Origin of the sequence: Mycobacterium angelicum, from assembly GCF_002086155.1 — a bacterium.
In the GTDB taxonomy this organism is placed as follows: Bacteria; Actinomycetota; Actinomycetes; order Mycobacteriales; family Mycobacteriaceae; genus Mycobacterium; species Mycobacterium angelicum.
This window is the reverse complement of sequence record NZ_MVHE01000067.1, coordinates 1-26,586: the sequence shown is the minus strand read 5'-3', so window position 1 is coordinate 26,586 and position 26,586 is coordinate 1. Positions and strand designations below refer to the sequence as shown.

The 26,586-nt window shown below is 66.7% G+C and carries 12 protein-coding genes and 2 pseudogenes; 9 read left to right on the top strand and 5 right to left on the bottom strand.

Annotated features, from left to right (window positions below):
• The 4 genes and pseudogenes from BST12_RS24480 to BST12_RS24465 all read right to left on the bottom strand — a co-directional run.
• Positions 1-5,570, bottom strand: a 5,570-nt coding sequence (locus BST12_RS24480; RefSeq protein WP_139801893.1) for a non-ribosomal peptide synthetase, incomplete at its 3' end; no start/stop codon positions are given.
• Between the two features lie 201 nt (positions 5,571-5,771).
• A pseudogene (locus BST12_RS24475) lies at positions 5,772-13,943 on the bottom strand (amino acid adenylation domain-containing protein); the annotation flags it as partial.
• A 181-nt stretch (positions 13,944-14,124) separates the two neighbouring features.
• A complete protein-coding gene (locus tag BST12_RS24470) occupies positions 14,125-16,329 on the bottom strand; it encodes a CaiB/BaiF CoA transferase family protein (RefSeq protein WP_083115830.1) in 2,205 nt (734 codons plus the stop codon).
• Positions 16,329-17,777 (bottom strand): aldehyde dehydrogenase family protein, encoded by a 1,449-nt coding sequence (locus BST12_RS24465; RefSeq protein WP_083115833.1) that lies wholly within the window; start codon positions 17,775-17,777, stop codon positions 16,329-16,331. The genes BST12_RS24470 and BST12_RS24465 overlap by 1 nt, the downstream gene beginning before the upstream one ends.
• A gap of 232 nt (positions 17,778-18,009) precedes the next feature.
• Here BST12_RS24465 and BST12_RS24460 point away from each other — a divergent pair, with 232 nt between their 5' ends.
• The 9 genes from BST12_RS24460 to BST12_RS24420 are packed head-to-tail and all read left to right on the top strand — an operon-like array spanning position 18,010 to position 25,748.
• The gene (locus BST12_RS24460; RefSeq protein WP_083115832.1) at positions 18,010-19,167 is read left to right on the top strand and encodes a cytochrome P450; all 1,158 of its coding nucleotides are present in this window, start codon (positions 18,010-18,012) and stop codon (positions 19,165-19,167) included.
• 3 nt (positions 19,168-19,170) lie between these two features.
• Positions 19,171-20,373, top strand: a complete 1,203-nt coding sequence (locus BST12_RS24455) for an acyl-CoA dehydrogenase family protein (protein ID WP_083115829.1) — start codon at positions 19,171-19,173, stop codon at positions 20,371-20,373.
• Positions 20,373-20,927 (top strand): FAS1-like dehydratase domain-containing protein, encoded by a 555-nt coding sequence (locus BST12_RS24450; protein ID WP_083115828.1) that lies wholly within the window; start codon positions 20,373-20,375, stop codon positions 20,925-20,927. Before BST12_RS24455 ends, BST12_RS24450 begins: the two co-directional genes overlap by 1 nt.
• Positions 20,927-21,334 carry a Zn-ribbon domain-containing OB-fold protein gene (locus tag BST12_RS24445; RefSeq protein ID WP_083115827.1) on the top strand — a complete coding sequence of 136 codons (408 nt, stop codon included), beginning with the start codon at positions 20,927-20,929 and terminating at the stop codon, positions 21,332-21,334. Before BST12_RS24450 ends, BST12_RS24445 begins: the two co-directional genes overlap by 1 nt.
• Before the next feature lie 6 nt (positions 21,335-21,340).
• Positions 21,341-22,450 (top strand): acyl-CoA dehydrogenase family protein, encoded by a 1,110-nt coding sequence (locus tag BST12_RS24440; RefSeq protein WP_083115826.1) that lies wholly within the window; start codon positions 21,341-21,343, stop codon positions 22,448-22,450.
• Positions 22,447-22,890, top strand: a complete 444-nt coding sequence (locus BST12_RS24435) for a MaoC family dehydratase (RefSeq protein ID WP_083115825.1) — start codon at positions 22,447-22,449, stop codon at positions 22,888-22,890. Before BST12_RS24440 ends, BST12_RS24435 begins: the two co-directional genes overlap by 4 nt.
• On the top strand, positions 22,887-24,056 hold the full coding sequence (locus BST12_RS24430) for a lipid-transfer protein (protein ID WP_083115824.1): 1,170 nt from the start codon (positions 22,887-22,889) through the stop codon (positions 24,054-24,056). The genes BST12_RS24435 and BST12_RS24430 overlap by 4 nt, the downstream gene beginning before the upstream one ends.
• 10 nt (positions 24,057-24,066) lie before the next feature.
• Positions 24,067-25,137 (top strand): zinc-binding dehydrogenase, encoded by a 1,071-nt coding sequence (locus BST12_RS24425; protein ID WP_083115823.1) that lies wholly within the window; start codon positions 24,067-24,069, stop codon positions 25,135-25,137.
• Complete coding sequence (locus BST12_RS24420; protein ID WP_083115822.1) at positions 25,137-25,748, top strand: TetR/AcrR family transcriptional regulator; 612 nt, start codon at positions 25,137-25,139, stop codon at positions 25,746-25,748. The genes BST12_RS24425 and BST12_RS24420 overlap by 1 nt, the downstream gene beginning before the upstream one ends.
• On the opposite strand, the pseudogene BST12_RS32230 reads toward BST12_RS24420, so the two are convergent.
• Positions 25,745-26,586 (bottom strand): annotated as a pseudogene (locus tag BST12_RS32230) (hypothetical protein); the annotation flags it as partial. The gene BST12_RS24420 and the pseudogene BST12_RS32230 overlap by 4 nt on opposite strands.

The following is a 26,586-nucleotide window of genomic DNA, read 5'->3' as shown; positions in this document are numbered from 1 at the left end:
ACCCCGGCACCGGCGATATACAACTCCCCGGCCACCCCCGGCGGCACCACACACATTCCGGCGTCCAGCACGAAGACCCGCATATTGTCCAGCGGGCCACCGATCGGCACCGACGCTCCGGTCAGGTCGTCGGCATCCCCGCACCTGAAATACGTTGCAAAGGTCGTTGTTTCGGTGGGGCCGTATACGTTGATCAGCTCGAGCCCGGGATGAGCGGCCCGCAGCTTGCCGGCCGCCGCCGGCGTCAGCGCCTCACCGCCCACCCACAGCTGACGAACCGAAGCGAAACTTTCGCTGGGCGCCTCGGCGACCAGGTCAACCAAAGCCGTGGTCAGGAACAGGGCGGTAACCTGATGCTGCGCGATTAATGCTGTCAGCGCGGTGATTTCGTTTCCGGCGCACGAATCGATGACCAGGCAACCACCGCGCAGCAGCGGCACCCACACCTCGTAGGTCGACGCGTCGAACGCGATGGACGAGTGGACCAGAACTCGCCCGTGGTCCTGTCCCCAGCAGCTGTCCGAAGCCAGCGCCACGACATCGCGGTGCGTGGCGGCTACGGCTTTGGGCACCCCGGTGGACCCCGAGGTGTAGACGAGGTAGGCCAGGTTGCCCGGATCCGGCCGCTCTGACGCCGGCTCGGCGTGAAGCTCGGCGGCCGGCTCGGCGTCAAGCTCGGCGTCAAGCTCATCCAAGACCAGCCGCGGGATACCGGACTCGGGCAGACCGGGCGCGGTGGCCGCATCGGTGATCAGCAGTCGCGGAGCGGCGTCGGCGAGCATGTAGCCGGTGCGTTGGCTGGGATAGTCCGGGTCGACGGGCAGGTAGGCCGCCCCGGTCTGGGTGACGGCCAGCAGCGCGGTGATCAACTCCGGCCCGCGGGGCAACGCCACGGCGATGACGGTTTCCCGTTGCGCGCCGTAGGTTCGCAGCCGAGCCGCCAATCGGCGGGCCCGTGCGGCCAGCTCCGCGTAGCTCAATTGGCAGCAATCACCCTGTACCGCTACGGCATTCGGCGTGCGGACGGCCTGGGCGTCGAACAACTCCGGGATGGTCGTCTCGGGGATCTCGGTGGTGGTGTGCGCGGCCAGTAGCAGCTCGCGTTGGGTGGCGGTGGTGATGTCGATCGTGTCGACACCCTGGGCGGCAATGCCGGTGACGACGTCGAGAATGTGCAGGTAAGAGTTGGCGAACGCCTCGACGCTGGGCCGGTCGTACAAGTCGGTGGCGTATTCGATCAGGCCTGGTAGCGGTTGCGGCTGGCCCCCGGCGGCAGGCAGATCGAACAGGTGCATGGACAGATCGAACTTGGCGGTATGCGTCGGCACCGGCATCGCCTCAATCGACAGCCCGGGCAACTCCAGCGTGGGTACCGGGTTGTTCTGCAGGGCGAACGACACCTGGAACAGTGGATGATGCGTGGTGGAGCGGGCCGGGTTGAGCAGTTCCACCAATCGCTCGAAGGGGGCGTCCTGATGTTCGTAGGCGGCCAGTGCCTTGGTTCGCACCTGCTCGAGCAACTGCCCGAAATCCGGGTTACCGGAAGTGTCGACCCGCAAAACCCAGGTGTTGACGAAGAATCCGATGAGATCGGCCAGCGCCGCATCGGTACGTCCGGCGATCGGCCCGCCGATGCACACGTCGTCACCGGCGCCGAGCTTGCGCAACAGCACCGCCAGGGCGGCCTGCAACACCATCGACATGGTGGTGCCGGTGCGCCGGGCCAGCCGCTCCACCCGCTCGCGCAGACCCGCCGGCACAGCGAAGGAGATCAATTCACCCTGGAACGACTGGTGAGCTGGGCGCGGCCGGTCCGCGGGCAGCCTGATCTGTTCGGGGGCGCCCGCCAATTCGGTTTTCCAGTAGGCGAATTGGTTCGCCAGAACCGATTCGTGGTCGTTTTCGTCGCCCAGCACTTGCTGTTGCCACAGCGTGTAATCGGCGTACTGAACCGGTAGCGGAGCCCACTGCGGCACTCGTCCGTCGCGGCGTGCGGCATACGCGGCGGCCAGATCGCTGGCCAGCGGAGCCAGCGAGGCACCATCGGCCGCGATGTGGTGCATGACCAAGACCAGGACGTGCTCGGTGGCGGACACTTCGATCAGCCCTGCGCGCACCGGGATTTCGGTGGCCAGGTCGAACCGGTAACCCGCAGCAGCACTGACGGCATCGGCCAGCTGCCGGCCGTCGGTCAGCTCGGCCGCGATCACCGGCACCTGAACCGTTGCGGCGGGCAGGATCTGCTGGTAGGCGACGCCATCCGCCTCGGCGAACACCGTGCGCAAACTCTCGTGCCGGCCTACCACGTCGCCCAGCGCCGCGCCCAGCGCCGCCACATCCAGGCTGCCGGTCAACCGCAACGCCAACGGAATGTTGTAGGTCGCCGACGGACCCTCGAACTTGTGCAGGAACCACAGCCGAGATTGCGCCCACGACAACGGAATCCGATCCGGTCGCGGTTGCGCCACCACAGCGGCACGGACCCCACGGCCCTGGTGCACGTCCAACCAGTCCGCCAACTGCGCCACCGTCGGCGCCTCGAACACCGCCCGTATCGGCACCTCGACATCCAGCTCGGCCCGAATGCGGGCCACCAACCGGATCACCGTGAGCGAATGTCCACCCAGATCGAAGAACCCGTCGTCGATACCGACCGGCGCCAGGCCCAGTGCTTCGCCGAACAGCCGCGCTAACAACGCATCTCGCTGATCCCGCGGACCCCGATACGCGGCCGCCGACACGAACTCCGGCGCCGGCAACGCGTTTCGATCCAGCTTGCCGTTGGCCGTCAGCGGCAATGATTCCAGCACCATGACCACCGCGGGCACCATGAACGTCGGCAACCGCTGCCCCACGAACGCGCGCAGCTGCGCGGCGATATCGGCATCCTCGGTTCCGGGTTGGAGCACCACATAGCCCACGAGTTGCGTCTCGTTGCCGGCGCTGACGACCGCTTGGGCGACGGCGGGGTGCAGCATCAATGCTGCTTCGACTTCGCCGGGCTCGATTCGGAAACCCCGGACCTTGAGCTGTTCGTCGGCGCGGCCGACGAATTCCAAGGCGCCCTGGGAGTTCCAGCGCACCACGTCCCCGGTCCGGTACATGCGCTGGCCCGGCTGTTCCGGTGGCCCGAACGGGCACGCCACGAACCGCGACGCCGTCAACGCGGTCCGGTTCACATACCCACAGCCAACGCCGCGGCCCGCGACATACAACTCACCCGGGACGTCCGCCGGCACCGGCCGCAGCCAATCGTCGAGGACGAACAACGCGGCGCCCGGCACCGGAACGCCGATCGGTACGGCGCCCCCGCCCGGTTTCAGCGGGGCACTCATGGACACGTACATCGTCGTTTCGGTTGGGCCGTAAGCGTTTACCGTCACCCGCCCGTCGGCCCATCGGTCGACCACCTCGGCCGGGCAGGCCTCGCCGCCCAGCACCAGCGCCGTCGGCGCGACACCGTGCGGCGGCAACGCGGCGGCGGCCGACGGGGTCTGCGTCAGCACGCCAACCTCTTCCGAGATCAGCAGCGCCCGAAGCTCTTCGGGTGAACGGGTCACCGCCTCGGGCATCACGACCAGGCGACCGCCGTGCAGCAGCGCACCCCATATCTCGAACACCGACACGTCGAACGCATACGGGTGACACTGACTCCACACCTGTCCGATCGCACATGGCAGACCTGCGGCCAGGGATGCGGTCAGTTGGGCGACGTTCTGATGGGTTATCGCGACGCCCTTGGGGAGGCCGGTGGTGCCCGAGGTGTAGAGAATGTAGGCGATGTCGTCGCCGGCCGGATGCACCAATTCCGGTTGGCCGCAGTGGGTCTCGGGATCGAGGTCGTCGACGGTGACCACCGGCACCTGGTATCCGTCCAGTCGCCCGGCCAACTCGGTGGTGCTCAACACAGCCACCGGCGCGGCATCCTTCATCACGAGTCCCACCCGCGCCGGTGGCTGTGCCGGATCAATGGGCAAGTAAGCCGCCCGGCTCTTGAGCACCGCCAGAATGGCGATGATGGCGTGCGCCGAACGTTCGAACATCAGCGCCACCACGTCTCCGGTGCCCACCCCACGAGAGGCCAACAGCAGGGCGAGCCGGTTGGCGGCGTCATCGAGCTGTCGGTAACTCCATGTCTGGCCCACGTGCACCAGCGCCACGGTCTCGGGACTGCGGGCCACCTGAGCGGCGAACAACGCCGGAAGCGACGCGGCCGCGGCCGCGGGGGGCGTGACCGCGGTCGCATTGCCCCACCCGTCCAGCGCGGCTCGTTGCTGGGCGTCGAGGGGATCCACCGAGGAAAGCCGGCGCCCGGGATCTGCCGCCATCGCCGCCAGCACTCGTTCCAGCCGGGCGGCTATCTCGGCGGTACCGAAATCCGCAAACGGCCGGCCGCGGCCCGCAGTGCTCAGCAAAAGCCGGCCGCCGTCGTTGATGAAGAACAGCCCGAAATTATCCAGATGGCCGTATGCGGTGTAGACCAGCTTTGCCCGGGCGCCATGGAAAGGTGCAACCGCTGTCCAGGGCGCAAAATTGACGACGACCCTGCCGGCCTGCGGTGTGCGTACCGGAAACCGTTGGTGCGGCATGGTGTCCCGGATGCGGTGTTCGACGTGCTGGCAGAAATCGATGAGCGAGGAATCCGGTGCCGCCCGCAATACCAGCGGCACGAATCCGGAAACCATTCCCGGAATCGTCCGCAATTTCGGCGTCGTCCGTCTGCTCACCGGAAAGTCCAGCGCCACTTCCGGCCCGGAACCGGTCCACGCGCGCACCAATAAGGCACACGCTGCGGCGATGATCGATGTTCGATCGGCGCCCAGTGTTTGAGACAATTCGTCAACCCGGGCCAAAACGGTGGGTTCCAATTCGACCGGCGCTGAGGCCGTGTAGGAATCGCATCCCTCGGCGGCCTGCGGGGGCTGCTGGCGCGGCCCGCTTTGCGCTGGGAGATTATTGCTCCAATAGGCCCGGTCGTCCTGGTAGTCGGCGGATTTTTCGTATTCCAGCTCGCATTCGACCAACTCGCGCAGCGTGCCGAACGGCGTGGGCGGTATGGCGGTGCCGGAAACCATCGCCGAGTAGACTCGGGCCACTCGACTCGCAAAAAGCGCATAGGTGGACCCGTCCACAACTATGTGGTGGACACACAGGAACCAGTGGAATTCGTCGGCCCGGGTGCGGAACAATGCGAAGCGGAATAGTGGGCCGGTTAATGGCAGCTGCGACCGCTGGATTTCTGTTGCCCGCCGGTAGGCCTCAGCCACTGGGTCCGCCGAATTCGTCAAGTCGCGGAATTCGATATCGAATTCGGGGTCGGCGATTATTTCTTGACGAATCTCTCCGTCGGCTTCGAAGGGTACGGCCCTGAGCGCTTCGGCCTCGCGAACGACGTGCCGGATAGCGCGCTCGAGCACATCGGGGTCCACCGCACCCGCGATGACGACGAAACAGCTCGTTTGCCACTCTTCGGCCAGGCAACCTATTTGCTGCGAAAGCCATACATCTAGCTGGGCGCGCGTCAGCGGCAGGGTCTGCCCGGCGTCGCGAATCCCGAGTGGTGTTGGCATCTCAACCTTGTGTCGTCGTTCGATCGAATGGCCCCCTGGCTGTCCCCTAAATCGAATACACGGGTTTTTCCGCCGGAACTATGGACACAATGACCTCTGTATCGGCCCGATTCTGGGCACAGTTTCCGTTCCGCGCCCGCGTCAGTCGGTGAGCGCCGCCTTGATGCGCTCGCCGTACAGCCGCAACGCCTGCGTGCTCAGCATCTGCTCGTGCGTGCAGTCGACGAGGTGTTCGGCGATGTTGCCGCAGACGTATGGCCGCCAACTCTGTTGCAGCGACTGGCCGTCACCCGGACGCGCCGCGAAGATGGTCATGTCGCCGTCGAAGACTTCGGGCACGTGGTGCGCTTGCAGCACAATGTTGGTGTTGACGTTCTCGGTGATGATCCCGACGAGTTCGTGGAGCGGGAGCTCGGCGCCGTCGATGCCGTCGGCGCCCCGGATCATGTCCAGCACGTCGCTTTCGGCCAGGGCATCGAACACCGGAGTATGCAGCGCCGGCGGGGGGTCCAAGACGACCAGGCGTCGCACCACGCATCCTTGCCGGCGCAGCTGCACGGCGACCTGATGGGCGACACCGCCGCCGAAAGACCAGCCCAGCAGGTGATACGGGCCATCGGGGTGCAGCGTCTGAATGGTTTGGGCGTAGTACTTGGCCAGCTCGCGGATCGATCGTCCGGTGTTCGGGTCTTGCTGCAGACCGATGATCGGTCCGTCCAGATGGGCACCCAGATTGCGATACGGCCAGCTCAAGCCTCCCGCCGGCGGCAGACAGAACAGCGGAATCCCGGGCCCGTCCTTGAGGGTCTGAACCGGGACGACGGCGGGCGAATCGTCGGCCGCGGTCAGCCGCCGGGTCAGTTCGTCAATCGTGGGCGCCTCGAACAAGATCCGCACCCCGAGGCTGATGTCCAGGGCCTTGTTGACCGCAGCCACCAGGCGCATCGCCAGCAGCGAGTCCCCGCCCAGGTCGAAGAACGACTCATCGACTCCCACGCCCTCGACGCCGAGCACCTGCGCATACAGACCGGCCAGGATCTGCTGGACCGGGGTGGCCGGGGCGCGGTGTCCCCCCGCGTCCCCGGCAAGTTCCGACAGCGCCGCGGCCCCCCCGCCACACTCGGCGCGATGCCCGCGGATCTTGACCTGATCGTCGGCGCGGCCAACAAACTCCAACGCGCCGTGGGCATTCCAGCGCACCACGTCCCCGGTGCGATACATGCGCTGGCCCGGCTGTCCCGGAGGCCCGAATGGGCACGCCACAAACCGCGACGCCGTCAACGACCCCTGCGCTCGATACCCTCGTGCCAGTCCCGCGCCGGCGATATACAACTCCCCGGGCACCCCGACCGGCACCACGCACAACCCGGCGTCCAGTACAAACACCCGACAGTTGGATTGCGGCACACCGATGGGCACCGGCGCCGGGTGGCCGAGGCTGGTGGGCCAATGAGTGACTGACACGGTGGCCTCGGTCGGCCCGTACAAATTGTGTAACCCGGCAGCGCTGATCGCCCTGAACGCGTCGACGGTGGACGGCGGCAAGGCTTCGCCGGCAACGAGTACATCGCGCAAAGACGCCACCTCTTCCCGCGTTGCCACCGAACAGAACACCGACAGCAGCGACGGTAGAAAGTCGGTCAACGTCACGCCGTGCGCGGCGATCGTCTCGGCCAGATAGCGGGGATCCTGATGGCCCTCCGGGCCGGCCAGTATCAACCGCGCACCCGAAATCAGTGGCACCCAATACCCCCACAACGACACGTCAAAGGTGACCGCCGTCTTCTGTAGGTACACGTCTTGGACACCGACCCGGTACTGGTTCTGCAGCCACAGCAGCTGGTTGACCAGTGCGCGATGGGTGACCGACACGCACTTGGGCCGCCCAGTGGATCCCGAGGTGAACATCAGATATGCGCGATGGTCGGGTTCAAGCCCGGATATGCGATCGGCATCGGTGATCGGCTGGGCCGAAAAGCCGGACAGGTCAAGACGATCCACGTCGACGACGGCCAGGCCTGCGGCCCGCAGGCCCTCGGTCGAGCTGCTCAGTACACACACCGCCGCCAACGTCTGCAGCAGCTGGCGGGTGCGCCGGGCCGGATGGGTCGGGTCAATGGGCGCGAACGACCCGCCGGCGGCGGCGATCGCTTGCATGGCCACCACCAGATCGATACCGCGGCGCATCGCCAGCCCAACCACGACCTCCGGACCCACCCCCTGCGCAATCAGGAAGCGGGCCAGGCGATTGACCCGGGCCGCCAGCTGCGCATAGGTCAGGCTGTCCCGATCGTCTTGCACCGCAATGGCATTGGTGGTGCGCGCAACCTGGGCGGCGAACAACTCGGCGCTGGTGACGTTCGGCACCGCGACGGCGGTGTCGTTGTACTCGGTAGTCAACACGCCGCGCCGGGCACGGTCGGTGATCTCGATCGTGTCGATGCCCACGTCGGCGTCAGCGGTGACGGTGTCCAAGATGTGCAGATAGCAGGCGGCGATCCCATCTATGGTGCAGCGATCGAACAGGTCGGTGGCGTACTCGATCACCCCGGGTAGCGGCTGCGCCTGTCCGCCCACGGCAGGCGAGTCGAACACATTGATCGACAGATCGAACCTCGCGGTGTGGGTGGACGCCGGCATGGCTTCGACGGTCAGCCCGGGCAATTCTAAGCCGGGCGCCGGATTGTTCTGCAGGGCAAAGTAAATCTGAAACAACGGATGGTGTGCCGCGGTGCGGCCGGGGTTGAGCAGCTCCACCAATCGCTCGAAGGGGGCGTCCTGGTTTTCATAGGCGGCCAAAGCCTTTGCCCGCACCTGTTGCAGCAGCTCGGTGAAGCTGCGGTTGCCGGCGGTGTCGACCCGCAACACCCAGGTGTTGACGAAAAACCCGACCAGGTCGGCCAATGCCGCGTCGGTTCGCCCGGCGATCGGCCCCCCGATCGTGACGTCGTCGCCAGCCCCCAGCTTGCGCAACAACACCGCCAGTGCGGCCTGCAACACCATCGACAACGTGGTGCCGGTGCGCCGGGCCAGCTCGTCCAGGCGCGACCGCAGGTGCGCGTCCACACTGAACGAGAACAACTCTCCGGCAAAGGACTGCCGCGCTGGCCGGGGCCGATCCCACGGCAGCACGGTCTGCCCGGGCGCATCGGCCAATTCGGTTTTCCAGTAATCGAGTTGACGTGCCAGCGCGCTGTCGGGATCACCTTCGTCGCCGAGGGCTCGCTGTTGCCACAGGGTGTAGTCGGCGTACTGCACCTGCAGCGGCGCCCACCCCGGGGGCCGGCCTGTGCACCGCGCGGCGTAGGCGGTGGCCAGATCGTTGGTCAGCGGGGCCAGGGAGGCTCCGTCGGCGGCGATGTGGTGTACCACCAACACCAATACCCGCTCGTGTTCGTCGAGCCGAATCAGCATCGCCCGCAACGGAATCTCGTGGGCCAGTTCGAACCTGTACGCTGCGGCCCGGTCGATCGCCTGGGTCAGTTGATGACCCGCGGCCGTCTCGGTGACGGTCAGCGGTACCCGCACCGTCTCGGCGGGCAGGATGTGCTGGGCGGGGATTCCGTCGATTTCGGCGAACACCGTGCGCAGGCTTTCATGCCGGGCGACCACATCAACCAGGGCGGCGCGCAGCGCCGTCACGCTGAGCCGGCCGGTCAGCCGCAGCGCCAGTGCAATGTTGTAGGTCGCCGACGGGCCCTCGAAGTTGTGTAAGAACCACAACCGGGATTGCGCCCAGGACAACGGAATCCGCTCCGGGCGCGGTTGGGCCACCAGTTCAGTGCGCACGCCGTCGCCGCCATGAGTGTCCAGCCAGGCCACCAACTGGGTGACCGTCGGCGCTTCGAACACCGCCCGGATCGGCACCTCGACATCAAGCTCGGCGCGGATACAAACCACCAATCTGGTAGCCGAGAGCGAATGACCACCCAACTCGAAGAACGAGTCGTCGACCCCAACCCGCTCCAGCCCCAACACCTGCGCGTAAATCCCGGCCAAGACCGCTTGAACCGGCGTGGCGGGTCCCCGATACCGTTCGGCGTCAACATATTCGGGGGCCGGCAAGGCGCCGGCGTCGAGTTTGCCGTTGACCGTCAACGGCAGCTGCGGCAGCACCACCACGGCCGCAGGCACCATGTAGTCGGGCAGCCGGTCGGCCAGGGCTGCACGCGCCCAGCCTGGATCCACCTCGCCGGTGACGTAGCCGACCAGTCGTTTGTCGCCAGGTCGGTCTTCGCGGGCGATCACGACTGCCTGATCCACCCCGTCCAATTGTCCTAGCAGGACGGCGATTTCGCCGCACTCGATGCGATATCCGCGGATCTTGACCTGCTCGTCAGCGCGGCCGACGTAGCGCAGTTGGCCATCGGTACCCCAGCGCACCAGGTCTCCGGTGCGATACATCCGGGTCCCGGCTCCGCCGAACGGGCAGGCGACAAACCGTGTGGCGGTCAACGCCGTGCGACGCCAATACCCGCAACCCACCCCACCGCCCGCGACATACAGCTCCCCCACCACACCCACCGGCACCGCACCCAGCCCGGCGTCCAATACGAACAATGCCGTCCCCGACATCGGTGACCCGATCGGTGGTGTGCCCGATCCTGCCGCCAACGGCGCACTGAACGAGGCGTAGATGGTGGTCTCGGTCGGACCGTACGCGTTGATCATCACCCGCCCGGGGGCCCACCGGTCGACCACCTCGCCCGGGCATGCCTCGCCGGCGACCACCAACGACGCCGACCCCAGCCCTTCGGACGCCAAAACACCTGCTGCCAAGGCGGTTTGACTGAGGACGGTGACCTGTTCGGCCTTCAGGAGCGCATGCAGCTCAGCCGGGGAGCGGGTCACCTGTTCGGGAACCACCACCAGCCGTCCGCCGTGCAGCAGCGCTCCGAAGATCTCCCATACCGAGAAGTCGAAACCGTAGGAATGGCACTGGCTCCATACCTGACCGGCGGCCGGCGTCACACCCCTGGCCAGCGACCTGAACAGTTGGGTGACGTTACGGTGGCTGATGGCAACGCTTTTCGGGATCCCGGTGGTGCCCGAGGTGCACAACAGGTAAGCGATGTTGTCCGCATGCGGCGCCGGGGGCGCGCTGCCAGGCTGGGTGGCGATAGCGGGGTCGCTGACCTCGATGACGACCACGGCGTGCCGGGTCAGCCGCGAACGCAGGTCGCTGGTGCTGATCGCGGCTACCGGTGCGGCGTCCTCGACCATGAAGGCGATCCGCGCCTCGGTATGAGCCGGATCGATGGGCAGATAGGCCGCCCCTGTCTTCAAGACCGCCAGGATCGCCACGATGGCGTCCGCGCAGCGCGGCATCAGCAGCGCCACCACGTCCCCGATCCCGATCCCGTGGCGGATCAGCGCGTGAGCGAGCCGATTGGCCGCTTCATCGAGCTCGGCGTAGGTGGTATGCGCGCCGTTGAAGGTGAGTGCGACCGCGTCAGGTGTCCGTAGCACCTGCGCGTCGAACATCTCCGGAATCGACACCGGCGCCGGAGGATTGGCCGTCAGCACGCCGCGGTGGCCGATCGCGTCCAGCATGGCGTGCTCGGCGGCATCGAGCAGATCGATCGAGCGCAGCCGCCGGCCCGGATCGGCGACCATTGCGTCCAGCACCCGCGACAACCGGGCGAACAGCAGGTCGATGCCGGCGGGGCCGAACACCTCGGTGGCGAACTCGATGCGAAGCGTGAGTCGGGGGCCGGGCGCCGCGATCATCGCCAGTGGGTAATGGGTGTACTCGCGGCCGATGATCTCGGTGATGGTCAGCTCGTGTGGGCCGGCGGCCACCGAGGTGTCGATGGGATAGTTCTCGTAGACGCAAAGGGTGTCAAACAGCCTCACCTGACCGCTGATTCGGTGGATGTCGCTGAGCCCTAGGTGTTGGTGGTCGAGCGTGTTGTTGTGATCGTCGTGTAGCTGCACGAGTAGGCCGGCAGTGGTGGTGGTTGCGGTCATCCGGGCGCGCACCGCCACGGTGTTGATCAACAGGCCCACCATTGATTCCACGCCGGCCAGATCCGGCGGGCGCAGGGCGACGACGGCGCCGAACAACACGTCCTGCTGACCGGTCAGCCAACTCAGCACTTGCGCCCACGCGGCTTGCAGCACCGTGCTCACCGTGGTGTGGTGGGCTCGCGCCATGGCGGTCAAAGCATCGGTCGAGACCGTCGACAGCGCAAAGCTTTTCACGCTCTTGCCGGCCAGACCCAACGGGTCCGGCGGGCCTACCAAGGTCGGTGCCTGCACCCCGGCCAGCACCGCGCGCCAGGCCGTGAGAGCGCGCTGGTGATCCTGTTCGGCCAGCCAGGACACGAACCTGCGAAACGGCACGGCCGGCGACGACAGCTGCCCGCCGTAGCCGGCCAGGATCTCGTCGAGCAAGATCGACAACGACCAGCCGCCCAGCACAATGTGGTGGTTGGTCAGCACCAGCCGGTGCCGCTGCGCTGCGGTGCGGATCAACATCGCCCGGAACGGAACCGCCTCGGCCAGATCCATCGCGGCGGATCGTTCTGCGGCACAAAGGGATTCGATGTGTTGTTCAGACTGGCCCGCCTCGGTGAGGTCGAGATATCGCCATGCCGGCGCCGGGTTGGCCACGATCACCTGTATTGGTTGACCCGAGTCCGGGTAGACGAATCGGGCGGCCAGATTGGGATGGCGGGCAATGACGGTGTGCAGCGCCCTACGCAGACGATCGGGGTCGACCCAACCGGCCAAACCGATGTCGAGTTGCACCGCATATAGGTCATCGCGGCCCGGCGTGGTCTTGGCGTGAAACAGCAAGCCCTGCTGCAGCGGAGTCAGCGGCAAAAGGTCAGCGATCTGGTACTGCTGGTCGAGACGGTCGATCTGGTCTTGGGTCAGGCGCAGCGGCGCCAGATCCGACGGGGTCAGCCCGCCGCCACCCCGGGCCACATGCGCGCAGACCCCGGCCAGCGCCTCACCCCACAGCCGGCTGACCTTTTCGACAGCGCCGCGATCCAGCACCGAGGAAGCCCAGGTCCAGTTGGCGTGCAGCTGTGGGCCGGCCTCGGAGTCGAGGGTCAGCGCGTTGAGCTCGACGGTATGGGTCAGCGCCATCGGTATCGCCGCGCGGGTGGGATCGCTGAATGCCGGGCCGCTACCGATGATCAGCCATTCGTCCTCGCCGGGGCCGGCCGCGTCGCGGTCGACGCCGAGGCGGCCCAGGTAGTTGAATCCGATCACCGGATCAGCTCCGGCCAGTTGCAGCGCGGGATTCAGATAGCGCAGCACGCCATAACCGAACCCATCCGGCAGCGCGCGCAGCTGCTCTTTGAGTTCCTTGATCAACGCGCCCAATCCCGTTGTCCCAGCGCGCACTTCGGCCCACGGCAGCCGTTGCACCGTCAGCGCCACCGGATACTTACTGGTGAACCACCCGACCGTGGCCGACAGATCAAGATTGGGAGTCAGGTCTTCGCGCCGTCCGTGGCCTGCTACGTCGAAGCTGATCGGGCCGCCGCGGTCCAGGAACGCGCTGAACGCCAACGCGAACGCGATCAACAAGACATCGTGGACACCGGCATGAAACGCCGCCGGAACGGCACCCAACAACGCCCGGGTGGTCTCGGTGTCCACCGCCACCGACAGCTGACCGGCGGTGACATAGGTATCTCTGTCCGGGTCCACCGCCGGCAACGAGGGTTCGACTGCCGCAATGCGCCGCCACGCGGGCAGTTGATCGAGCATTGCGTCGCAGCGCGCCTGCTCGGCGAGGATCGCAGCCCACCGTTGAAACGAGGTGCCCCGTACCGTCAACCCCACCGGCCGCCCGGCACGCAACTGAGCCCATGCGGCGTTGAGGTCGTCGACCAGGATCCGCCAGGACACCCCGTCAACGACCAGATGGTGAATCACCAGCACCAACTGCTCGGCAGACGACTCCCACACTGCGCTGAGCATCACCCCCGCCGCCGGATCCAGCCGCTGTCGCGCGGTCACCAACGCCTCGTCAGAGATCGCGATTACCGACCGCACACACTGGCGTGCATCCACCCCGCCCGGCGGTCCAACAGACAGTGACCAGCCGCCGGCCCCCTCTTCGACGCGGGAGCGCAGCATGGCATGGCGATCCAGCAACGCCTGCAGCAGGACCACTACGTCCCGCTCGCTGACACCCGCCGGAGCCTGCAACACCATCGTCTGGTTGAACTGCTCGACCGCACCGGCAACGCCGCGCAGCCAACACATGATCGGTGTCGTCTGCACCAAGCCGATGCCGTCGTCGGCAACCTCGTCGCCGACCGCAATCCGCGCGACCACCCGCGCTACCCGCGCCACCGTGCGCTCGGCGAAGATGTCGCGGGGCCTACCTGTGCGGCAAACAACTCCGGAATCGTCGCCGACGCCGGGGCGGCCACCGCGAGGCCATGTGCTGTACCCATTCTTGATCCGTGTTGTTCGTCGAACAGATCGACACCCGCTGGATGTCACTATTCGAATACACGGAATTGGGGCCCGGGCACCATGTGCAGAATGACCCTGCAGCACCCCATTCGGGATGATGTCACACACCCTAGGCGTTCAAAACATGCTCTCCAATGACCCGCCGGTCACGTAATTCGGCCAACTCAGCTGCGGAAAAGCCCAGCGCGCAGAGGATTTCGTCGTTGTGCTGACCGAGTGTCGGCGGGGGCGTGCGGTGCTGCTCGACCGGTCCCGGGGTGATGCGAAGTGGCCAGCCCGGGTAGCGGCGCGATCCGGTGATGGGGTGTTCGAACTGCGCATAGAATCCGCGCGCATCGAGCTGCGCGAGGTCATACATCTGGTCTGCCGCGGTCAGCGGTTCTACCGCAATGCCTTGGACCCGAAGGGTTTTCACAACCGCAGCCGCCGGCTGCGTCCGGGTCCAGGCGGCCACCATCTCGTCGAACACATCGTGGTCGAGCCGGCCTTGATCGGGTAACGATAATGCCACCCAACCGCCGACTTCGCATGTCGGGTACACGCCTTGCAGATAACCGCGACGCCGGTTTCCTTCGCGGGGCCGCACCACACCGTTCATCGAGTACTCGATCACCGGTTCGGCGGTCACACATGCGGCGACCTCGATCTGGGCGATCTCGATCAGCTGCCCCTGCCCGGTCCGCCGCCGGTGCTCGAGAGCGGCCAGCAGCGCGACGCCCGCGTGCACGCCGACGATGGGGTCCGCCGGCCCTTGCAGGTTGCACGGCGGACCGTCGGGGTAGCCGGTGACCGCGGACATGCCGGAGGTCTGCTCGATGTTCAGCGCCCAGCCGACATAGTCGCGCCACGGGCCTTCCAGGCCGAACCCCGGCATCCGGACCATGATCACGTCGGGCTTGACCGAAACCAGCGACGGATAGTCCAGGCCGAACTGCTCGACCACTCGCGGCGAGAAGTTCTCCACCACGACGTCGGCCTCGGCGGCCAGGCGGCGGGCGATGTCGCGGCCGGCCTGCGAGGTCAGGTCCAGCGTGAGGTCCCGCTTGTTCAGATTGGTGGCCTGCCAGATGGCGCTGCGCTCGTACCAGTCGTCGCCCTCGAAGGGAAATGCACCGGAGTAGCGATGTCCGTCGGGGCGCTGGATGGACTCGACCTTGACGATGTCGGCGCCGAACGCGCCGAGGTAACAGGTCAGGTAGGCGCCCGCCCAGAAGGTGCTCAAATCCAGCACCCGCAATCCGGCGAACGGCGCTTCGCCCCGACTCTGGGGTTTCTGCTGCGGATTTTGTTGTGCCGCAGTTGGTTTCGTGAACCGGAACGGCGCACCGGGCTGCCGGAATCCTGCGCGGTCGACGAAGAACCCGCGCGTGGCGTATTGCGGACAGTCCAGCACAGTGGCGCCGTCGTTGACCGGCGCGGCCGGAATGCGCAACGCCTGACTCAGTTCGACGGTCTCGGCGACCGTCCGCTCGGCGAGTAACGGCTCAGCCTTGGCGAAGAATTCGGCACGTTCAGGGCCGCCCAACATGATCGCGATCTGGTGCTCAGCGAATTCCGGCAAGCCGAGCATTGCGCACACGTCCAGCCAATGCTGGCCGGTGAGGCAGTTGATGCCCACCCAGCCGTCAGCCGCCCGCACCACACCCAGCATCGGCGACGAACGCAGGTTCGCCGGCAGGCCGAGACCACGCATTCGCTCAGCCATCAGCATCGGGTAGGGCAGCGTCGACAGCAGCGACTCGAACTGCGAAACGTCCACTTCGGTGATCCGGCCCGGCGACGGCAGCCGCAATGCCGTCAGCACCCCCAGCGCGCCGTAGGCGCCGGCGACGTACTCGGCGATGCGGGCACCGGCCTGCACCGGGGGACGCTCGGGGTCCCTGGCGCTCACCCAGCCCGCAACAGCCTGCAGGGTCAGCGGCGTTGCCGGACGATCACGCCACGGTCCGGTTTGGCCGAACGCAGAGATCCTCAGCACCACCAGATTTGGATTGAGCCGTCCCAAGGTGTCGCCGTCCAGGGTGCCGGGCGGCTGGTCCTCGACGAGTACCTGCGCAGACGCGATGTACTCTTGCGCGCCGCCGAGATCTGTTGTGATGCAGCGTTTTCCGGCGTTCAGGTACTCGAACAGCCCGGCGCGCTGCGCGTCGCAGACGCCGCCGGGGAACGGGCCCCAACGGCGCAGCGGATCGCCGCCGGGCGGCTCGATCTTGGTAACCTCGGCGCCGAGGTCGACGAGAAGCTTGGTGGCGTAGGGACCTGAGATCTCGGTAGCGATCTCGACGACGCGGAGCCCGGTGAAGGGTCCCGGCATCAGGGCGTCCCGATGGCCTTGGGCTCCATGTATTGATGCAGCCCGCCGATGCCACCGCCCTCGCGGCCGAACCCGCTGAGTTTGAAGCCACCGAACGGCGCATCACCCGGGCTGAAACCATTGACGGCGATCTGGCCGGTGCGAATCCGCCGAGCAACGCCGACGGCCCGGTCCACGTCGGAACCCCATACCGCGCCGGACAATCCGTATTTGGAGTTATTGGCGATGGCGACCGCATCGTCGTCGTCACGGTAGCGCAGCACGCTGAGCACCGGACCGAACACCTCTTCCTGTGCAATGGTCGAATCCGGCTCGACCTCGGTGAGAATCGTTGGCTCGTAATAGAATCCGACATCCAAACCGGCCGGCCGACCGCCCCCGGCCGCCACCTTGGCCCCGTCACTGCGGGCCCGCGAAACGTGGTCCTCGACCCGATTGCGTTGTTCGGAGCTGATCAGCGGTCCCATTTGCACGTCGGAATCCGTTGGATCGCCGACTTTTACGTCGCGGGCCAGCGCGACCAGCCGATCGACAATCTCGTCGTGCAGGGAATCGGGAAGCAGCAGCCGGCTGTGCAGAATGCAAGCCTGCCCGGCATGTAGTGAGCAGCAGTCGAAGAGCATCTGCTGCAGCATCTCGTCGCTGACCTCGGTGTCGTCCAGAATGATGCTCGCGGACTTGCCACCGCATTCCAGCAAGATCCGCTTCATGGTGCGCCCCGCGGCGGACATGACATCGCAGCCAACCGCCGAGCTGCCGGTGAAGCTGACCATGTCGATGCGCGGATCGGTGGTGAGTAGCTTCGCGGACTCGATGCCCGACGGAGTGACGACGTTGACCACGCCCGGTGGAATGTCGGTGTGCTCGTCGATGACCCGCGCCAGCGCGAGCCCGGCCAGCGGTGTCAGCGGCGAGGGTTTGAGCACGACGGTATTGCCCGCGGCCAGCGCATTGTTGACCTTCATGACGTTGAGGCAGTGCGGGAAGTTCCACGGCGTCAGAATCGAGACCACGCCCAGGGGCTCATGGCGTAGCAGGGTCGTTCCGGCCCCGATCCCGGTTACCGGCTTATCGGCCAGCGTCGCGGCCAGCTGGGCGGCGCGCATGGACATGTAGCCCGCGCCGTCTACCTGCATCACGCGTTCGTTGGCGATGCAGCCCCATTCGATTTGCGACAGCGCGAAGAATTCGTCGTTGTGCTTCAGCAGCGCGTCGCCGAGTTGATTCAGGCAGCCGGCGCGCTCCTGTGGAGTCATGGTGCCCCACGGCCCGTCGTCGAAGGCGTGGCGCGCGGCCGCGATGGCCGCACTGACTTGGCCGACGCTGGCATCCGGTGCGCCGGCGATGACGGCCTCGGTGGCCGGGGAGATGTCGTCGTAGCGTCCGTCCTCGGGCTCCACCCACCGTCCGTCGATGTAGAGCTGGTAGGTGTCAACAAATCCAGCCATCTGCATCCCGTCCAGAGTGTCGGTCATCTAATCACCCGGTGTACACCCGTGGGATCGACACGTCAATGACCATCGGGGTGAATTCGTCGCTGTTCCAATATGTTGTCACTGTATTGACAGCGGGAACCGCAGCGGAGTAGACACAACTGACAGGACAGATCGCGTCAATCTGTCCGATCGCGGGAGGCTCACCGTGCACACGATTACGCCGCCGCACTGGCCTCGTTTCCCACTGCACTCGCCCGACTTCTACGCCGGCGACCCCTTCCCGGCGTTTCGCGAGCTGCGTGCGACGGCGCCGGTCTGCTGGAACGACGTCACCAATTTCTGGGCGCTGCTGAAGTACGAAGACGTCCGCTTCGTATCGAGCAATCCGGCCCTGTTCTCTTCGACCAAGGGCATCACCATTCCCGACCCGGCTCTGGCGAACCCGGTGCAGGAGGGCAGCCTCATCTTCACCGATCCGCCGCGGCACCGGCAGCTGCGCAAGCTGATCAACGCCGGCTTCACCCGGCGTCAGGTCGCCATCCTCGAGCCCAAGATCCGCGACATCGTGCGCGGCATCCTCGACACCGTCGAACCCGGTTCCACCCACGAATTCGCCGAGGAGATCGCCGCTCCGCTGCCCACCCGCATCATCGCCGAGCTACTCGGCGCGCCGCCGGACGACTGGGAACAATTCCGGGCGTGGTCGGACGCCATGACCGGAACCGCCGACCCCGAAATCGAACTCGACACCCTGGTGGCCGCCGGCCAGCTCTACGAGTACTTCCACCAGTTGATCGGCGATCGGCGGGTGCAGGCCCGTGACGACATGTTGTCGATCCTGGTCAACGCGGAGATCGACGGGCATTCACTCAGTGACGAGGAGCTGGTCAACTTCGCGTTCCTGCTCCTGGTGGCCGGCAACGAGACCACCCGCAATCTGATCGCGCTGGGTACCCAGGCGCTGATCGAACACCCCGACCAACTGCGGTTGCTGGTCGGCGATCCCGCTTTGATCCCGTCCGCGGTCGAAGAGATGCTGCGCTGGAACAGCCCGGTGGTGCACATGGCGCGCACCGCAACGGCCGACGTCGAGATCCGCGGTCAGTCGATCCGCCAGGGCGACATGGTGGTGATGCTGTACGGGTCGGCCAACCGGGACGAGGACATCTTCGGCAGCGACTCCGAAGAATTCAAGGTGACCCGGCACCCCAACCCGCACATCGCGTTCGGCTGCGGCGAACATTCCTGTCTCGGTGCGCAATTGGCGCGCCTGGAAGCGTGTCTGCTGTTCGATGAACTGTTGGGCCGCTTTCCCCGGCTCGAACTGGTCGGTCCGGTGACCCGCGTGCGCGCCACCATGGTGCCCGGGGTGAAACGGATGCCGGTGAGGCTGGGGGCCTGAGCGGTGCAACTCGAATACACGCCCGAGCAGGAGCAGCTGCGCGCCGAAATGCGGGCCACGCTGCAGCGGGTGATGACACCCGAACGGGTGGCAGCAATCAGCGAACACATCGAGGGCGGCCCCGCGGTACGCGAATGTATACGGGCTTTGGCCGACGCCGACCTGCTGGGCGTGGGGTGGCCCAAAGAGTATGGCGGACGCGGCTTCTCGGCGATCGAACAGTTCATCTTCGCCGAGGAGTCCCGCCGCGCCAACGCGCCCATCCCGCTGGTGACCCTCAATACCGTAGGTCCGACACTGATGCAGGGTGGCAGCGAGGAACAGAAGCAGCGGTTCCTGCCGGCGATTCTGGACGGCAGTGTGGAGTTCGCGATCGGCTACTCCGAGCCCGGTGCCGGCAGCGACCTGGCTTCGCTGCGCACCACCGCCGTTCGCGACGGAGACGGTTATCTGATCAACGGGCAGAAGATGTTCACCAGCGGCGCCGCCTACGCCGACTACATCTGGCTGGCCGCGCGAACCGATCCGAACGCCAAGAAGCACAAGGGCATTTCGATCTTCATCGTGCCCACCTCGTCGCCCGGATTCTCCTGGCAGCCACTGCACACCATGCCGGGCATCTCCACCTTCTACACCTTCTACGACAACGTGCGGGTCCCGGCGAGCGCACTCGTGGGGGCCGAAAACCAGGGCTGGGAGCTCATCACCACCCAGCTGAACTTCGAACGGGCAGCCCTGGGCAACCTCGGCGCGCTCGAGCCGCTGTTCGAAAAGACATTGGAGTGGGCGCAGTCCACCGAACTCGACGGTGGCCGTGTGATCGATCAGCCCTGGGTGCAGCTGGCTCTGGCCCGGGTCGAGGCACAGGTCGCCGCGTACAAGCTCGTCAACTCCCGGGTGAACGCCGCGATCACGAAGGGCATCCTGAATATGGGAGAGGCGTCGGCGGCCAAGGTGTTCGGTACCGAGTTGACCCAGCAGGTCGCCCGTGAGCTGCTAGAAGTGCTGGGCAGCAACGGAATACGCCGCGGCGCCGATGCCCCGCTCCGCGGCGCCCTGGAAGCCGCATACCGCCAGGCCGTGATCAACACATTCGGTGGCGGTGCCAATGAGATTCAGCGGGACATCATCGCGATGGCCGGGTTGCTGATGCCGCGAGCACCTCGTGACCTTCGAGCTACAGATAAATCAGGAGGATCTGCCTAGTGACCGATTCAGAAGTCGAAGCCTCGGTTCAAGCCAAGGTGCAGGCGCTCGTCGGCCAGCCGACGGGTGGAACCGGTAAACCCTCGGTGGCGCCGGATCCGGTCAACCAGCCGATGATTCGGCATTGGGCGCATGCGCTGGCCGACATGAATCCCGTCTACCTGGACCCCGAGTTTGCGGCCGGATCCAGGTTCGGCGGGATCGTGTCACCGCCGGTCATGCTGCAGACCTGGACAATGCCGGCACCGCTCCTGGAAGGAATCGGCGACCGCGGCGGTGCTCCCGTCGAAATCAAGTCCAACCCAACGGCATTCCTCGACGAGGCCGGCTACACCAGCACGGTGGCCACCAACTCGGAATTCGAGATCGAACGCTACCCCCGGCTGGGCGATGTGATCAGCGCGACGACGGTCTACGAATCGGTTTCCGGCGAGAAGAAGACAGCCTTGGGCACCGGCTTCTTCTTGACCTGGCTGACCACCTACACCGACCAGCACGGAGAAGTGCTGGGAAGACAGCGATTCCGGGTGCTGCGATTCCGGCCGGAGCGGTGATGGCGACCCGACTGGCCCCGGCGATCAGCCCGGACACCGAGTTCTTCTGGAGCGGGCTGCGCGAACACAAGCTGCTGATCCAGCGCTGCAGCGACTGTGCGACGCTGCGTCATCCGCCCCGCCCGATGTGTCCGCACTGCCGTTCGCTGGCGTGGCAGACAATCGAGGCGTCCGGCCATGGCACGGTGTACAGCTACGTGATGCCACACCAGCCACGCTTCCCGTTTTTCGACTATCCCTACATCGTGGTGCTGGTCGAACTCGCCGAGGGGGTGCGGCTGGTGTCCAACCTGTGCGACATCGATCCGGCGGACGTCACGGTCGGGATGCCGGTCGAGGTCTGCTATCAGACCTTCGACGGTGCCAGCGGGGACCTGGTGCTGCACCAGTTTCGGCCGTCGGGGTAGCCGGTTATGGATTTCACGTTCACCGAGGAACAGGAGACCATCTCCAAACTCGCCCGCGAGCTGCTGGAGCGCCGGGCCACACCCGAGCGGATGACCGAGCTCGAAGCCGGCCCGGGCGCCCGCCACGACGAGGCGCTGTGGACCGAACTCGCCAGCGTCGATCTGCTGGGCACCGCATTGCCGGAGTCGGTGGGCGGTAACGGCGGCGGATTCGTGGAACTCGGAGTGTTGCTGGCCGAGGTCGGCTGGAGCGTCGCACCGGTTCCGGCCTACGCCACCCTGGTGCTGGGCGCCGACCCGATCGCGCGATATGGAACCGCCGAACAGCAGCAGCGTTTCCTGCCGGGTGTCGTTGCCGGACAACGCATCCTGACTGCGGGCCTGGCCGAGCCCGGCCGCTCGGACCCGGCGCACCCTGGCACCACAGCCCGCCGTGACGGCGCCGCGTGGCGGCTCGACGGGGCCAAGGAGCTGGTGCCCGCCGCCCAACTGGCCGACACAGTGCTGATCCCGGCCCGCACCGACGACGGCGACGTGGGGCTGTTTCTGGTCGCGACGGACGCCGCCGGCGTCGAGATCCGTCTGGTGCCGACCACCAACCGCGAGCCGCACGCCGACGTATTCCTCGATGGGGCAATCGTTTCCGGGCAGGACCGGCTCGACGCCCCGATCGAATCGCTCTACACCCGCGCCCTGATCGGGCTGTGTGCGATTCAGCTCGGCGTCGCCGACCGCGCGCTGCACATCGCCGCCGAATACACCACGGGGCGTGAACAATTCGGCCGTCCGATCGGCAGCTTCCAGGCCGTCCAGCAGCGCATGGCCGATGCCTTCATCGACGTCGAGGCGATCCGCTGGACCACCTGGCATGCCGCCTGGCTCGTCGCGAACGAACGGCCGGCCGATCGGGCGGCGCGCATCGCGAAGTTTTGGGCGGCCGAGGCAGGTGCCCGGGTTGCCGCCACTGCACAGCACGTGCACGGCGGAATCGGCATCGACGTCACCTATCCCCTGCATCGCTACTTCCTATGGGCCAAGCACAACGAGCTGGCGCTCGGCCCCGCCACCCAGCAGCTTGCCCGCCTCGGCGCGACCTACGCGGAAGGAAACGCATGACAACCAGGACAACCCTCAAGTGGGCTGACATTGCCGTCGGCGACGAAGTGACGCCCCTCGAAATCCCTATCACCACAACGATGATCGTCGCCGGGGCAATCGCATCGCGTGACTTCATGCCGGTGCACCATTGCCGCAACTACGCCAAACAACAGGGCTCCCCCGACCTGTTCATGAACATCTTGACCACCAACGGGTATTGCGTGCGGTTTCTCACCGACTGGGCCGGCCCGGAGGCGATGGTCAAGAATCTGTCGATCCGCCTCGGCGTGCCCTGCTTTCCCGACGACCCGCTGCGCTTTGCCGGCAGCGTGACCGGAAAGACCGAAGGCAGCAGCGGGGAGAACTTCGTCGAGGTCACCTTCGCCGGCGCCAATAGCCTTGGCAATCACGTCTCGGGCACCGCGGTGCTCAGCCTGCTCGACGGAAACCAGGCATGAGCGGCACCCTGCCCGGGAGCTGTGCCATCGCGGGCATCGGCCAGACCGAGTTTTCCAAAGAGTCCGGGCGCAGTGAGCTCCAATTGGCCTGCGAGGCAGTCAGTTCCGCGCTTGACGATGCGGGACTGGCGCCCGGCGACGTCGACGGCATGGTCACCTTCACCATGGACGCCAGCGACGAGATCGACGTCGCGCGCAATGTCGGCATCGGCGACCTGTCCTTCTTCAGCCGGGTGCCGCACGGCGGCGGCGCGGCGGCCGGCACCGTCGCGCACGCGGCCATGGCGGTCGCTACGGGCGTCGCCGACGTGGTGGTGTGCTACCGCGCGTTCAACGAACGCTCCGGCATGCGATTCGGCGGCAGCGGACGCACCAGCGCCGAGACGCCCTTGTTCATGGCGAACTACGCGCCGTTCGGATTGCTCACCCCTGCGGCATGGGTCGCGTTGCACGCCCAGCGGTACATGTCGACCTACGGTGTGAGCAACGAAGACTTCGGCAGGATTGCCGTCGTCGACCGCGCGCACGCGGCCACAAATCCCGACGCCTGGTTCTACGAACGCCCGATCACGCTGGAAGACCACCAGAATTCGCGCTGGATCGTCGAACCCGTGCTGCGCCTGCTGGACTGCTGCCAGGAAAGCGACGGCGGCGTGGCGCTGGTCGTCACCAGCGCCGAGCGCGCACGCGACCTGCGTCAGCCGGCTGCGGTCATCACCGCGGCCGCCCAGGGCGCGGCCGCCAACGGCGAGATGATGACCAGCTACTACCGCGAGGACATCACCGGGCTGCCCGAGATGGGTGTGGTGGCCGACCGGCTGTGGCGGGATTCGGGACTCAAGCCCCAGGACATCCAAACCGCCTTCATCTACGACCATTTCACGCCGTTCGTGTTCACCCAGCTGGAGGAACTCGGATTCTGCGGGCGTGGTGAGGCCAAGGATTTCGCCACCGTCGAACGCCTGTCGCTGGGCGGCGAATTCCCGATCAACACCAACGGCGGGCTGCTCGGCGAGGCCTACATCCATGGCATGAACGGCATTACCGAAGGAGTGCGTCAGGTGCGCGGCACCTCCTACAACCAAGTCGACCGCGTCGAACATGTGCTGGTCACCTCGGGCACCGGGGTGCCTACCAGCGGGCTCATTCTCGCGCCGGCCGATTGAGAGGAGCGCCATGCCCAAGCTCGCACTGCTGACCGCATACGGCGGGCCGATCGAACTCGCCGAGTTTCCGCTCACCACGCCCGCACCCGGCACCGCGGCGCTGAAGCTGCGGATGGCCGGCATCTGTGGATCCGACCTACACATCTTCCGCGGCGAGCTGCCGCTGCCCTGCCCGTTCGCCATGGGCCACGAAATGGTTGGTGAGATAGCCGAACTCGGCGAAGGGCTGGCCAACGACGCCACCGGCAAGCCGCTCAAGGTGGGCGATCGCGTTGTCACACCATACTTTTGGACCTGCGGGCAATGCCACGCCTGCGCCCGGGGCCGATCGTATGCTTGCCAGAATTTGATGGCCGGTGAATTCCGCACCCAGAACCTGCCGCCGCACTTCGTCGCCGCCTACGGCGAGTACTACTACACCTCCGCGCGCCAGCCGCTGTACAAGGTGCCCGACGACCTCGCCGACGAGGCCGTCGCGCCGCTCAATTGCGCGCTGGCCCAAGTGTTGTTCGCGCTGCGCGACGTTCGGCTCGGCGACACCGTCGTCATCCAGGGCGCCGGTGGTCTCGGGATCAACGCCGCCGCCGTGGCGCGCACCGCGGGGGCCGCCGAGGTGATCGTCATCGACAAGATCTCCGCCCGGCTCGACGTCGCAGCCGACTTCGGCGCCACCCATTGCATTGACGCCAGCGGCATTTCGACCGCGGAAGTCACCGAGCAGGTGCACCGGCGCACCGACGGGATCGGCGCGGACTGGGTGCTCGAAGTGGTCGGAGTGCCGAACGTGATCGCCGAGGGCATCGGGTTCCTCAACAACGGCGGCACCCTGCTGGAGGTCGGCAACATCGGCATGGGACGCACCTTCGAACTCGATCCCAGCGTGCTGGTCTACGGCAACAAGTCGGTGCGCGGCGTGATGCTCTACCACCCGGTGACGCTGGCGATCGGTTTGTCCTTCCTGCAGCACACCAGTTTTCCGTTCGGCAGGCTGATGCCCAAGCCGTTCCGTCTCGCCGAGGTCAACGAGGCCTTCGCCTCGGCCGACTCCGGCCTGGTGCCCCGCGGCGCACTGGTTCCCTGATGACCGCCCAAGCCACCGAAACGGACACCCGCGACCTGATCATCGAGTCCGCGTATGCCTGCTTCCGCAAACACGGGCTGCAGAAGGCGACCATCGTCGACATCGCCAAGGCGGCCAACGTTTCGCGCAGCACCGTCTATGAGTACTTCAGCGACAAAGGCGCCATCCTGGAAGCCTGCGCCGAACACGCTTCGGAGCAGTTCTACCGCGAGATGTCCAAGGCCATGGACCGCAGCGGTTCACTTGAGGAAAAGCTGAGCCACGCAGCGGTTTTCGTGAGCCAGGCGCGGCGCGCGATCGCTTCCGAGGAATACTTCGACGAAGAGGCGATCAGCCTGCTGCTGACCAAGGACGCCGCTGTGTTGCTACGGGAATGCGTCGACTTCTTCGCACCCCACCTCTCGGCGGCCAAGCTCACCGGCGAGGTCCGCAAAGACCTCGATGTCGAGTCGGCCGGCGAATGGTTCGCGCGAATTTTGTTCTCGCTCTTCAGCACACCGTCGTCGACACTGGATATGGACGATCCCGCCATCGTCGCGGAGTTTGTGCGGGCCTATGTCGTGCGCGGCTTCGGCGGCGACCGGCCCAGACCGCGACGTGCACTAACCTAGCCACCGTCCTGACCGTTGCTGCCGTACCAGCGCCCGCCGGATCCGCCGGCGCCGCCATGCTGCACCCCGCTGCCGGCCCCGCCGTCGCCGCCATCGCCGATCAAGAAGGAATTGCCGCCGTTGCCGCCGTTATTGCCGTTCGAGCCGCCGGTTCCCGCGTTGCCGCCGTCGCCACCGGCCCCATAGAGCAGTCCGCCGTCGCCGCCGTTACCGCCCGGCCCATTCACGATGTTGGACTCGCCGCCATTGCCACCGAGCCCGCCCGAGCCAATCAGCCCGGCCGCGCCGCCGGCGCCGCCCGCTCCGCCTACGAATGCACCCATTCCGCCGATCCCACCGGCTCCTCCATCGCCGATCAGACCGCCTTTGCCGCCCGTGCCAGCGGCCCCACCTAGTTGGCCCACGCCCGTTCCGCCGGACCCCCCGTCGCCGCCGCGGCCGAATAGGCCCACCGCACCGCCATCCCCGCCGGCGCCGCCGCTGCCAGTGGCCGCCGAGGTGCCGGCGCCGCCCTGCCCGCCGACGCCGCCCTGACCGATGCCTCTGGTCCAGCCGCCGTTGCCGCCGGCCCCACCTAGCCGCGATCCATCACCGCCGCCGCCACCGGACCCGCCGTCGCCAAGGACCCCGCCGGTGCCTCCCGACCCTCCCGCGCCGCCAACATCACCGCCCACGCCTCCGGTCCCGCCGGCGCCACCCTGGCCGACGAATCCTCCGGCGCCACCGCTGCCTCCGGCGCCGCCACTGGCGACCAGTCCTTCGCCACCCACACCACCGTTGCCGCCGTTGCCCAAGAGCAGCCCGCCCAGACCGCCCGAGCCACCGGCCGCACCACCCC

Coding starts and splice junctions, on each gene's coding strand:
- BST12_RS24470 (WP_083115830.1), bottom strand. CDS start 16,329: ATGCCGGGACCCTTCACCGGGCTCCGCGTCGTCGAGATCGCTACCGAG.
- BST12_RS24465 (WP_083115833.1), bottom strand. CDS start 17,777: ATGGCTGGATTTGTTGACACCTACCAGCTCTACATCGACGGACGGTGG.
- BST12_RS24445 (WP_083115827.1), top strand. CDS start 20,927: ATGGCGACCCGACTGGCCCCGGCGATCAGCCCGGACACCGAGTTCTTC.
- BST12_RS24440 (WP_083115826.1), top strand. CDS start 21,341: ATGGATTTCACGTTCACCGAGGAACAGGAGACCATCTCCAAACTCGCC.
- BST12_RS24435 (WP_083115825.1), top strand. CDS start 22,447: ATGACAACCAGGACAACCCTCAAGTGGGCTGACATTGCCGTCGGCGAC.
- BST12_RS24430 (WP_083115824.1), top strand. CDS start 22,887: ATGAGCGGCACCCTGCCCGGGAGCTGTGCCATCGCGGGCATCGGCCAG.
- BST12_RS24425 (WP_083115823.1), top strand. CDS start 24,067: ATGCCCAAGCTCGCACTGCTGACCGCATACGGCGGGCCGATCGAACTC.
- BST12_RS24420 (WP_083115822.1), top strand. CDS start 25,137: ATGACCGCCCAAGCCACCGAAACGGACACCCGCGACCTGATCATCGAG.